The sequence below is a fragment of the Mycobacterium sp. GA-1199 genome (genome assembly GCF_001500045.1).
Taxonomy (GTDB): Bacteria; Actinomycetota; Actinomycetes; order Mycobacteriales; family Mycobacteriaceae; genus Mycobacterium.
The window spans coordinates 1-13,129 of the sequence record NZ_LQIX01000031.1 but is presented as its reverse complement, the minus strand read 5'-3'; the positions used below and the strand labels follow the sequence as shown (position 1 = coordinate 13,129).

At 64.0% G+C, this 13,129-nt stretch carries 1 pseudogene; it reads right to left on the bottom strand.

Annotated elements, in window-relative coordinates:
• Positions 1-13,129, bottom strand: a pseudogene (locus AU198_RS25870) (non-ribosomal peptide synthetase); the annotation flags it as partial.

The window sequence follows — 13,129 nt, the reverse complement described above, 5'->3', positions numbered from 1 at the left end:
GCCACATACAACTCACCCACCACACCCACCGGCACCAAACCCAACCACCCATCAAGAACAAAAAACGCCGCCCCCACCACCGGCCCACCAATCGGCGGCACCCCCGAACCAGCCCGCAACGGCGCACTGATCGCCACGCACATCGTCGTCTCCGTCGGGCCATAGGCGTCGATCATCAGCCGTCCCGGCGCCCACCGATCAACCACATCCGGCGGACACGCTTCACCGACCACCACCAAAGCCGCAGAGTCGAGTCCTTCGTACGGCAAAGCGGCTACCGCAGAGGGTGTCTGGGTCAATACGTCGACTTGTTCGCGAATGAGCAAGGCGTGGAGGTCCTGAGCTGAGCTCGCAACATCCTCACCGACCACGACGACCCGCCCGCCGCGGAGCAGCGCCCCAAAGGTCTCCCAAACCGACACATCAAAGGCCAATGAATGACACAGCGGCCACACTCCCGCAGCCGGCAATCCGGCATCCAGCGAGCCCAGCAATTGAGTCACGTTGCTGTGAGTGAGGGCGACCCCCTTCGGTACGCCGGTGGTCCCCGAGGTGTAGATCACGTAAGCGATCGCGTCGGCAGAAGGTCCAGGCAGGGCCGTATCGGGTTCGACGTCGATGGCGGGATCGGCGACATCGATCACATGCGGTTCACAACCGTCCAGCCGTGACCGCAACTCCACCGTGCTGATCACGGCCACCGGCGCGGCATCGGTCAATACGAAATCGATTCGCGCCGCCGGCACCATCGGATCGACCGGCACATAGGCCGCCCCGGCTTTGAGCACGGCCAGCGTCGCCACAACGGCATCCACCGAACGCTCCAACAAAAGCGCTACACACTCGCCCGGGCCCGCGCCGTGACCGACCAACCAGTGCGCCAAGCGATTCGACGACACATCCAAGTCGCGATAGGACATATCCCGGCCCTCGAAGCTGACCGCGACCGCATGCGGCGCCCGCCTCACCTGCTCGGCAAACAACGCCGGAATCGTCACTGGCGTGACCGATCTGGTCAACGCTGCGCGGTTGCCTGCCTCACCGAGCCAGATGCGCTCGGGCGCTTCGAGCACATCGACAGCCGAGAACCGCAGGGTCGGGTCCGCGGTCAACGCCGTCAACACCCGCCGGAAACGCTCGATCAGCGACTCGATACTGGCCGCGTCGAACACATCCGTACGAAATTCCACCGCCCCGGCTATGCCAGCGGATTCACCACGATCGGTGAAACGTTCAGCCAACGAAATGGTCAAGTCCATCCGGGCGGTCTGGGTGTCCACCGCCACTGGCGTGACTTGCAGGTCGCCAAGGCTCCTGTTGGCGAGTTCGAGGTCGTGTCCAGGAAGGTTCTGCCAGGCCAAGGCCACCTGCACCAGCGGATGATGGGTCAGGCTCCGGGCCGGGTTGAGCCGCTCGACCAGCACGTCGAAGGGCACATCCTGATACTCATAGGCGGCCAGGCTGCGCTGGCGCACCTGGGTGAACAGATCGGCCACGGTGGGATCGCCGGTCAGATCGACGCGCAGCACCAGGGTGTTGACGAAGAACCCCACCAAATCGTTCAGCGCGGCGTCGCGACGCCCGGCGATCGGGAAGCCGACCGCCACATCGGAACTCGTGGTGAGCTTGGCCATCAGGACAGTCAGCGCCGCCTGCACCACCATGAAGCTCGTCACGCTGTGCTCAGCGGCCACCGTGCGCACTGCCCGTTGCACCTCGGCCGGCCAGTCAATCGATAGTGTGGCACCGCGGTGGTCGGCCACCGACGGGTAGGGGCGATCAGTGGGCAACTGCAACCGCTCGGGCAGACCGGCCAGCGCCTGCTCCCAATAGGCCACCTGCGCGGTGATCGGACTCTCGGCGTCATCGAGATCACCCAACAAACTGCGCTGCCACAGCGCGTAATCGACATACTGCACCGGTAATGGCACCCATTCGGGGTTCCGGCTCTCGCAGCGTGCGGCATACGCGACACCCAGATCACGCACCAACGGGGCGACGGACCATCCGTCGGCCGCGATGTGGTGCACCACAAGGACCAGTACATGATCATCGTTCGCAACGCGGAACAGCCACGCTCGCAACGGGATTCCGGACGCCAGGTCGAACGCGTACCGTCCTGCGGTACGGATGGCCTCGTCGCGCCGGCTTTGCGACCATCCGGCGGTGTCGACGATATCCCAGCACAGTTCGGCCGCGTCCGCCGGCACCACCACTTGCCTCGGTGTTCCGTCAGGTGCATCGAATCGTGTACGTAGGCTTTCGTGACGGCCGATCACATCCCGTAACGCCGCACCCAGAGAATCGGCGTCTAGCGACCCGTGCAACCGCAAGCCCACCGGGATGTTGTAAACGGGTGAGGGACCGTGCAATTGGTCCATGAACCACAGGCGGTGTTGGGCGAACGACAGGGGAATTGCAGCGGGCCGCTGCATCGGCACCAGGGGCTCGAGCCTGCCGGTGTCTTCGCGGAGGCGCGTTGCCAGCTGTGCCACCGTCGGCGCATCGAACGCCGTTCGAACCGAAAGATTTGCTTCCAGGCCGGTATTGACAGCCGAGATCATGCGCAACGCCGAGATGCTGTCGCCGCCGAGATCGAAGAATGAGTCATCGACGCCAACTCGTTCGACACCGAGGACTTCGGCGAAGATACCGGCCAGGATCTCCTCGACCGCACTGCCCGGCCCCCGGTACTCACCCCCGGTGTAATCCGGTGCAGGCAATGCACGGACGTCAAGCTTGCCGTTGACCGTCAACGGCAGCGCATCCAACATCACCACCGCAGCCGGAACCATATAGCCCGGCAGCCGCTCACCCAACTGCGCACGGATCCCCGTCGGGTCCGCAGAGCCGGTGACATAACCGACAAGGCGCATGTCGCCCGCACGATCCTCGCGTGCAATCACCACCGCCTGCTCGACCCCATCCAATGCCGCCAAAGCCGCCTGGACCTCACCCAACTCGATCCGATACCCGCGGATCTTGACCTGCTCATCGGCACGCCCCAGATAATCCAACTGCCCATCAGCGCGCCAACACACCAAATCCCCCGTGCGATACATCCTTTCGCCGGGGGCCTCCATCCCACCGAACGGACACGCCACAAACCGCGAACCGGTCAACCCCGGACGCCCCAGATAACCAACCCCCACCCCAGCACCGGCCACATACAACTCCCCAACCACACCCACCGGCACCGGACGCAACCACCCATCCAACACAAACAGCGCCGCAGTCGACACCGGCGAACCAATCGGCACCGCCGACCGCGCCACCAACGGAGCACTCATCGACGCATACACCGTGATCTCGGTGGGGCCGTAGGCATTGATCATCACCCGCCCCGGCGCCCACCGATCCACCACCTCGACAGGACACCGCTCACCACCCACCAGCAACGTGACTGACTCCAGTCCGTCCTGTGGGAGCAACGCCACCGCCGAGGGGGTTTGAGTCAATACATTGACCTGCTCGCCGATCAATAGTTCGTGGAAGTCCTGCGGTGAGCTCACCACCGAATCACGCACCACCACCAGCCGACCACCACCAAGCAGCGCACCCCAGATCTCCCAGACTGAGAAGTCAAAGGCGTACGAATGACATTGCGTCCAAACCTGTTCAGCCGGCAGCTGGGTTGGCGCGGATGCCGCCAGATGAGCCAGATTCCGGTGGGTGATGGCGACCGCCTTAGGCGTCCCCGTGGTGCCGGAGGTGTAGATCAGGTAAGCCATATTCGCTGAGTGCACCGACGGCAACGGCGTGCACGGATAGCGGTCGGTGCGGGGATCCTCGACATCGATGACCGCCACGTCGAATTCCACCAAGCGGGAGCGCAGGCTCGCAGCGGTGATAACGGCACTCGGCGCGGCGTCGGCCACCATGAACCGGATCCGGTCCGCGGGGAGCGCCGGATCGATCGCCAGATACGCTGATCCCGCCTTGAGCACCGCCAGCATCGCCACAACCGCTTCGGCCGAGCGCTCTAACATCAGTGCCACAACACGATCGGTGCCCACGCCAAGATCAATCAGCAGACGGGCCAACCGATTAGAGGCTTGGTCGAGCTCCAGATACGTCAACGAGCTACCGTCGTAGGTGACCGCCACCGCTTGCGGCGCACGCGCCACCTGCTCAGCAAACAAATACGGAATCGACAGCGCGGGGGTCACGGGTCGCCTCAGGACGGCACGGTTACCCGATTCGTCGAGCCAATACCGCTCAGCGTTGTCGAGCACATCAACCCGCGCCAGTCGACTCGACGGATCGGCGATCATCGCCACCAACACCCGCGCCAACCGCCGCAGCAACCTGTTGATACCGTCCGCATCGAAGACGTCGGTGTCGTACTCCATGCGAAGGCCGAGTTCACGGCCAGGCTGGGCCTGCAACGTCAACGGATAGTGGTTGGTTTCACGGACGGTGGGCTCGGTGACGACCAGCTCGTGGTCGCCCGACAGCGCAGTGGTTTCGATCGGATAGTTCTCGTAACCAAAGAGAGTGTCGAACAATTTCTCTTGCCCGGTGATCCGGTGGATCTCGGGCAGCGCGAGGTGCTGATGCTCAAGCGTATTGATGTGAGTGTTCTGCAGCTGCCCGATCAGCTCGGCGATGGTCGTATCCGCAGTGACGCGCGCCCGCACCGGAACGGTGTTGATGAACAATCCGACCATCGATTCGGCACCGGCAACCTCGGCCGGCCTACCCGAAACCGTCGTCCCGAATATGACGTCGGATCGCGCCGTCATCCACATCAGAAGCTGCGCCCATGCTGCTTGCAGCACAACATTGACGGTTGTGTGGTGCAGTCGCGCCAGTTCCCTCAAGGCCTCAGTGATTTCGGCCGAGACGCAAGACGACTCCACCCCGCGACACCCCGACCCGAACCTGACCGGGGGGCCCACAAGGGCGGGAGTGTCGAAACCGGCCAACATCTGCCGCCAACCCGTGCGGGCGGCGTCGCGATCACGACCGGCCAGCCACATGACAAAGTCCCGATATGGCGCGGCCGCGGGTAATCGATGTCCTTGATACGCAGCGAACATCTCCCCCAGCAAGATCGGCAGCGACCAACCATCCATGACGATGTGGTGACTCGTGAGCACAAACCGGTGCCGGTCTCTCGCGGTACGGACCAACGCCACCCGAAAGAGTGGCCCCTCGGCCAGATCGCAGACCGCGGCGCGTTCCTCGGCGCACAGATTCTCGATCTGCTCGTCGATATCGACGGGGTGTCCGTCGATCTCGACATACCGCCACCCCGGCACGGGGTCAGCCGGGATGATCTGGACCGGCTCATCGAACTCGTCAGAGAAGAGAGCCACCAGGTGAGGATGGCGCTTGATCACCGTTTGCACCGCTTCGCGGAGCCGGTTTGGATTCAGTGGGCCCGTCGCGGTGAAAGCCAGCTGCAACGCGTATACGTCGTCGCTTGGCTGCGCCGCGCTGGCATGGAAGAGCAGTCCCTGCTGGAGGGACGTCAGCGGCAGTACGTCAGCGATCCGCATATCGGCTCTGGAGTTTGTCGAGCTGGCGCTGATCCAGGCCGGCGGCGATATCGGATGGCGTCAACCCGCCACCACCGCTACGTACGTGCGTACATATGCCGACAAGGGCCTCAGACCACAGCCGGCCGAGTCGTGATACTTCGGACTGATCCAACGCCGAGCGCGCCCATGTCCAGTCGGCGTGCAGCTGGGGACCGGTACTCATGTCCACGGCGCCGACATTGAGTTCCAAGGTATGCGCAAGCGGCATAGGCACAGCCGCAACGGCCGCGCCGAGCGACAAACTGTCCGGGCTGATTCCCCACATCTCATCGGGTAACCCGGGCATGGTAGCGCCGAGCCGTCCCAGGTAGTTGAAGCCGATCGGGGGGTCGGCCCCGCCCAACTCGATGTCGGGGTTCAAGTAGCGCAGCAGACCGTAGGACAGCGGATCCGGAAGTGCACGGAGTTGCTCTTTGGCTTTCTTGATAACCGCCCCCAGCGCCGTATCCCCGGCGATCACCAGTCCCCAGGAAAGTCCCCCAACCGTCAGCGCAACAGGGTATTTCGCGGTGAACCATCCCACCGTGCGGGATAGATCCACATCCGGGGCGAGTTCCTCCTGACGTCCGTGAGCCTCCACGTCGATGGCGATCGGCATCTCGCCGGTGCCGAGGAACTCCGCTACGGCCAACCCGAACGCGATCAGAAGAATCTCTTGGACGCCCGCATGGAACGCCGCCGGCGCCTCACTCAACAGCACGCTCGCGGTATCGCTGTCCAGTACCACCGACAAGCGTCCGGCTGAGGCATACGTGTCCGCCTCCGGGCGCACCGCGGGCAACACCGCCGGGGTCTGCGCCACCTGCTGCCACATGTGCGCTTGGCCGACGACTCCCGAAGCATGTGCATGCTCAGACAACAGCGACGCCCAGCGGGTAAACGAGGTACCACCCACTGGCAACTCGATCGGATGTCCACTGCGATGTTGACTCCACGCGATGTCGAGATCCTCCAATAGGATTCGCCACGACACCCCGTCGATAACCAGGTGGTGGATTATCAGCGCCAGTCGACCGGTGTGGGGCACCCACAGCGCACTCACCATCATCCCGGCCGCCGGGTTCAATCGCGACCGCGCAGTCACCAACGTCTCGTCGGAAAGGGCCTCCACGGTATTGAGGCACTCGCGGACATTCACAGAGCCGGGCTCCGCCACCGACAGCATCCATTCACCGGTGTCATCGTCGTCGACGCGTAGGCGCAACATCGCATGCCGATCGACCAAGGCCTGCAAAATGGCAATCACGTCGGCCTCGGCGACCCCCGCAGGCGCCTGGACCACGACCGACTGGTTGAACTGATCCACCGGACCCTCAATGTTCGCCAGCCAGCGGATGATTGGGGTAGCGACCACCGGCCCGATGCCCTCATCGACCGGGCCGGAATCACCATCGGTGATTACCGCCACCTCGGCCAGCCTCGCCACCGTCTGGTGAACAAAGATGTCACGTGGCCGGCACAGCAGACCGGCCGCTCGGGCGCGGGCCACCACTTGCATCGACAGGATGCTGTCGCCGCCGAGATCGAAGAATGAGTCATCGACGCCAACTCGTTCGACACCGAGGACTTCGGCGAAGATACCGGCCAGGATCTCCTCGACCGCACTGCCCGGCCCCCGGTACTCACCCCCGGTGTAATCCGGTGCAGGCAATGCACGGACGTCAAGCTTGCCGTTGACCGTCAACGGCAGCGCATCCAACATCACCACCGCAGCCGGAACCATATAGCCCGGCAGCCGCTCACCCAACTGCGCACGGATCCCCGTCGGGTCCGCAGAGCCGGTGACATAACCGACAAGGCGCATGTCGCCCGCACGATCCTCGCGTGCAATCACCACCGCCTGCTCGACCCCATCCAATGCCGCCAAAGCCGCCTGGACCTCACCCAACTCGATCCGATACCCGCGGATCTTGACCTGCTCATCGGCACGCCCCAGATAATCCAACTGCCCATCAGCGCGCCAACACACCAAATCCCCCGTGCGATACATCCTTTCGCCGGGGGCCTCCATCCCACCGAACGGACACGCCACAAACCGCGAACCGGTCAACCCCGGACGCCCCAGATAACCAACCCCCACCCCAGCACCGGCCACATACAACTCCCCAACCACACCCACCGGCACCGGACGCAACCACCCATCCAACACAAACAGCGCCGCAGTCGACACCGGCGAACCAATCGGCACCGCCGACCGCGCCACCAACGGAGCACTTACCGCCACACACATCGTCGTTTCGGTGGGCCCGTAGGCATTGATCATCACCCGCCCCGGCGCCCACCGATCCACCACCTCGACAGGACACCGCTCACCGACCACAACCAGCACCGCTGATTCGAGACCATCTCGTGGCAAAACCCCGACGGCAGAGGGTGTCTGGGTGAGGACGTCCACCCGTTCGCGAACGAGCAGGGCGTGGAAGTCGTCAGCCGAGCGTCCTACCTCCTCGGGAACGACAACCACTCGGCCGCCACGCAGCAATGCCCCGAAGATTTCCCAGACCGACACGTCGAAGGCCAACGAATGACAGAGGGGCCACGCGCCTGCGGGCAACAACTCGGCATCAAGCGACTTCAGCAACTCAGTCACGTTGCGGTGGGTGATGGCCACTCCCTTGGGCACACCGGTGGTGCCCGACGTGTAAATGATGTAAGCGATCTCATCAGCCCTTGGCGCCGGCGGCGCAGCGCTGGGTTGATCGTCGACGCAGACGTCATTGACGTCGATCATCAACAAATCGGACTCGCTCATCTGCTCGGACCACGTCGAATCGGTGAGGACGGCAATCGGCGCGGCATCGGCCACGATGAATCTGATCCGGTCCGCCGGCAACACCGGATCGATCGGCAGGTACGCCGCTCCCGTCTTGAGCACCGCCAGCATCGCGACGACCGCCTGGGCTGAACGCGGTAGGAACAGCATCACCACATTTCCGGGGCCGGCCCCGTGGCAGATCAACATGTGGGCCAACCTGTTTGTGGCCGCATCCAACTCCCGGTATGTCATCGAGCGGCCGTCGTAAACCAGCGCTGCCCCATCCGCGACGCGGGCCACCTGCTCGGCGAAGACGACCGGGATCGACGCCGGCGTCATGCCGCTCCTGGACAACACCGCGCGGTTACCAACTTCGTCGATTCGGGCGTGCTCGGCCTTATCGAGTAGGTCCAAGGTCGACAACCGCCGAGCCGGGTCAGCGGTCATTGCCACCAGCACCCGCTCCAATCTCCTCACAAACGTGCGAATACTGCTCTCGTCGAACACGTCGGTGCGAAACTCCACCAGCCCACCGATGCCCGCGGGCTGACCGGCGGCAGTGAGTGACTCGGCGAGGGAAACGGTCAGATCCATGCGGGCGGTGCGGGTGCTCAGCGGCAGCGTCGTGACGCGCAGGTCACCCATGAGCGGCACGGCGGGCTGGTGGCTCTGCCACGCGAGCGCCACTTGCACCAGTGGGTGATGGGCAAGGCTGCGGGCTGGATTGAGCCGTTCGACCAAGACTTCGAAGGGCACGTCCTGATGCTCGTAGGCGGCCAGATCGCGGTGCCGCACTTGGGCCAGCAACTCAGCGACGGTCGGATCCCCGCTCATGTCGACCCGCAGCACCAAGGTGTTGACGAAGAATCCCACAAGCTCGTCCAGCTTGGGGTCACAGCGTCCGGAAATCGGAAACCCCACCGCCACATCCACACTGGCGCTCATCTTCGATAGCAACACTGTCAGCGCTGCCTGCACCACCATGAAAGGGGTCGCGTTGTGCTCACGCGCCACCCGGACCACTTGCCGATGCAATTCCGCCGGCCAGTCCACTGCCACACTGTCCCCGCGGTGATCGGCCACCGGGGGGTACGGCCGATCAGTCGGTAATTCAAGGCGCTCGGGCAATCCAGCCAGCGCTTGCTCCCAATAGCTCAGTTGCGCCCTGATCCGACTCGCGGAATCGTCGAGTTCCCCCAGCAGCGCACGCTGCCACAGCGTGTAGTCGATGTATTGCACGGCCAACGGCGCCCAACGAGGACTCTGCCCAACACACCGGCCGGCATAGGCGACCCCCAGATCAGCCACCAGAGGGGTCAACGACCAGCCATCCGCAGCGATATGGTGCACGACGGTGGCCAATACATGCTCATCGTGAGCGAGGCGGAAAAGTGATGCCCGCACTGGGATTTCGGATGCCAAGTCAAAGCTGTGACATGCCAGCGCGTCGAGCGCCTCGTCCAATCGGGTCACGGACCAGCCGGAAGCATCCACGACATCCCATCGCGGGTCGGCGCGATCGGGGGGAACCACCACCTGGCGCGCTTTACCCTCCGTTGCGGGTAGCAGCGTACGCAGACTTTCATGGCGGCCAACCACATCGGCTAATGCCGCCCTCAACGCCTCGACGTCCAAGTTCCCCCGCAGACGCAGCGCCGCGGCCAGATTGTAAACCGGAGAGGGCCCTAGGAGCTGGTCGATGAGCCACAGACGCTGCTGGCCGAACGACAACGGCACCAAGGCAGGCCGCTCGACGGGCATCAGAGCCGGCCGTTTCTCCACGCCCGCATCGAGACACGGCGTCAACTGAGCAACAGTGGGCGCATCGAACAGTGCCCCCACCGAGAGATCCGCGTCCAGCGAGGCGTTGATCGCTGTGATCAGACGCATTGCGGAGAGCGAATTTCCGCCGAGGTCGAAGAACGAGTCATCGATCCCGACGCGCTCAACCCCGAGAATCTGGGCGTAGATTCCGGCAAGTATTTCCTCGACCGCGCTGCCCGGTGCCCGGTACTCATCCCCGGTGTATACCGGCGCAGGCAATGCGCGCATGTCGAGTTTGCCGGTGACCGTCAGCGGCAACGCCGGCAACACCACGACCGCGGTCGGGATCATGTAGTCCGGCAGCTGCTCGGCCATCTCGCTGCGCGCTCTGATGGGATCTACTGCCTTAGTGATGGTTTCAGTGACGTAGCCGACCAGACGGATGTCGCCGGGGCGGTCCTCTCGGGCGACCACGACCGCGTGCCCTACCCCTTCCAGTTGGACAAGGGCTGCCTGGATCTCACCGAGCTCGACGCGGTAACCGCGGATTTTGACCTGTTCATCGGCGCGTCCCAGGAACTGCAGTTGACCGTCGGCGCGCCAACACACCAAATCCCCGGTGCGATACATCCGAGCGCCCGACGCTGCTGCATCACCGAACGGACACGCCACAAATCGCGAAGCGGTCAACCCCGCCTGTCCCACATAACCAACCCCCACCCCGGCGCCGGCCACATACAGTTCCCCCACCACACCGGTCGGCACTCGCCGCAACCATCCATCCAACACGAACAAGGCCGCGCTTCGTATCGGTGTACCGATCGGCACAACGCCGGACCCGGCAGTCAACGGCGCCGTCCTGGACGCGCACACCGTGGTCTCGGTCGGGCCATAGGCGTTGACCATGAACCGCCCGGGTGCCCACCGATCCACGACATCAGGCGCACACACCTCACCCGCCACCAGCAGCGCCAGCGAATCCAGCCCCTCAGACGGCAAAACAGCTGCTGCAGAGGGGGTCTGGCTGAGGAAGGTGATCTGCTCGGTGATCAGCAGGTCGTGAAGCGCCTCTGGCGAGCAGGCCACCGACTCAGGCACGATCACCAATCGGCCCCCACTTAGCAGTGCCCCCCATATTTCCTCGACTGAGGCGTCGAAGGCCAGCGAATGCCACTGTGCCCATACCCGAGACGGCGGCAGGCCTGACGACGCGAGTAGCTGAGTGACGCTGCCGTGGGTAATCGCGACGCCCTTGGGGACACCGGTCGTCCCCGAGGTGTAGATCACGTAAGCGACGTCGTCACCGCTCGGCGCCGGCAGTGCGGTGGCAGGTTGCCTCCTCACGAAGGGATCATCGACATCGATGACCGGCACATCCAAGCCATCGAGCCGCGAGCGCAGACCCGCCGTCGTGATCACCACCGCAGGTGCGCCGTCGGCCACCATCAACTCGATCCGCTTCGTCGGCAACACCGGGTCGATCGGCAGGTACGCCGCCCCCGTCTTGAGCACACTCAGCATCGCCACGACTGCTTGGCTGGATCGCGAAAACAGCAGCGCCACAACCTGCCCGGGACCCACACCACGCTCAGCCAACGAATGCGCCAACCGATTCGTCGCCCGATCCAACTCCAGATATGTCATCGACCGCCCGTCGCCCACCAGCGCCACCGCATCCGGTACACGGGCTACCTGGCCGGCGAAGGCCGCCGGAATGGACACCAGGGTGGGTTTTCGCTCGAACAACGCCGCACGATTGCTGAACTCGTCGAGTTGGATGCGCTCAGGCGCGTCGAGCAGTTCCACGGTGGACAACCGCCTGGCCGGATCAGCGGTCATCGCGATCATCGTGCGCTCCAACCGCGCTATCAGGGCATGTATCGCCTCCGGGGCGAACACATCCGAGCGGAACTCGACGCGAAGTTCGAACTCGTTGCCAGGCCGGACGGCCATCGTGAGCGGATAATGTGTGGATTCACTGCCGTGAATATCGGTGATCGTCAACCCTGTGATGCCCGACAACGCCTCGTTGTCGACCGGGTAGTTCTCGTAGACGAGCAAGGTGTCGAACAGTTGATCGTGGCCTGTGATGCGGTGGATTTCGGTGAGGGCGAGGTGTTGGTGTTCGAGTGTGGCGTTGTGGTCGTTGTGCAGCTGTTCGAGAAGGTCGGTGGTGGTCGTGGTGGCGGTGATGTGTGCGCGTACCGGCACGGTGTTGATCAGGAGCCCGACCATGGATTCGGCGCCGGGTACATCGGCGGGTCTACCCGAAACCACGACACCGAAAGCAACGTCGTGTCGGCCGGTCAGCCACATCAGCAACTGAGCCCATGCGGATTGCAGCACGATGTTGACGGTTGTGCGGTGTGAGCGAGCCAACTCGCCGATGGCCCGCGTGGTTTCCTCGGAAAGTCGGAACGATTCCACGCCTTGGCGTCCCAACGCCAACCGGCCTGACCGGCCGACCAGCGTAGGACTTTCCAGGTCGGCCAACACCTCTCGCCATGCGTTCTCCGCGGCGTCGAGATCGCGACCGGCCAGCCAGGCGGTGAAGGCGCGGTACGGGGTGGGTGGGGGTAGTTGGTTGCCGTGATAGCCGGCGAAGATCTCGCCTAGCAGGATCGGTAGCGACCAGCCGTCCATCACGATGTGGTGGAAGGTGAGCACGAACCAGTGCTGATCGGATGCGGTGCGGATCACTGTTGCCCGGAAGACCGGGTCTTCATCGAGCTTGCAGACTGCGGCACGCTCCTCGCGGCACACGCGTTGAATCTGCTCGTCGATGTCCTCCACTTGCAGCTCGACATACCGCCAGCAAGGTGCGGGGGCGGACGGGATCGCTTGTACCGGGATGTCGAACTGTGTGTGGAATCGGGCCGCCAGGTTCGGATGGCGTCTGACAACAACGCCCATTGCCTCGCGCAACCGACGAGCGTCGAGGGCACCGCTGAATGAGATCGCCAGCTGCACCCCGTACGAATCGTCAATTCCTTGGGTGGTTTTGGTGTGGTAGAGCAGTCCTTGTTGGAGGGGGGTCAGTGGCAGGATGTCGGCGATGTCGTGG